A 422-nucleotide genomic window follows, 5' to 3' on the forward strand; every position below is an offset into this window, starting at 1 on the left:
GTGAAGGTGTTATCACCACTAAAGACGGTTCCGTCACCGACTTGGAAGTTGAAGTTGGCGTAGTTCGTGCCGTTTTCGTTGGGGTCGGGTTGAAATTGCAGTTGAGCGATATTGGCGATGGGGATGTCTAGTCCCCCTACGGGTAAGCTGGTGACGGGGCTACCGTTGTAGAACAGTTGACCGTTAGCAGGAAGTTGGGTAATTTTGACCGTTTGTAGGGTGTCTCCATCGATATCGTTGAAGGGGAAGTCACTGCTACTGAAGGTGTAGGGGACGCTGGGGTCTTCTGGGATGGTGGTGGCGTTGGGGCCGCTGGTGGGGGGGTCGTTAACTGGAGTGACGTTGATGGTGAAGGTGTTATCACCACTAAAGACGGTTCCGTCACCGACTTGGAAGTTGAAGTTGGCGTAGTTCGTGCCGTT

The 422-nt window shown here is 53.3% G+C and carries 1 protein-coding gene; it reads right to left on the bottom strand.

Annotated elements, in window-relative coordinates; all coding sequences use genetic code 11:
- Nucleotides 1-422: Ig-like domain-containing protein (locus PL9631_RS26385; RefSeq protein ID WP_197046514.1), on the bottom strand; the 422-nt coding region annotated here is incomplete at both ends.

The organism is Planktothrix paucivesiculata PCC 9631, from assembly GCF_900009265.2.
Taxonomy (GTDB): Bacteria; Cyanobacteriota; Cyanobacteriia; order Cyanobacteriales; family Microcoleaceae; genus Planktothrix; species Planktothrix paucivesiculata.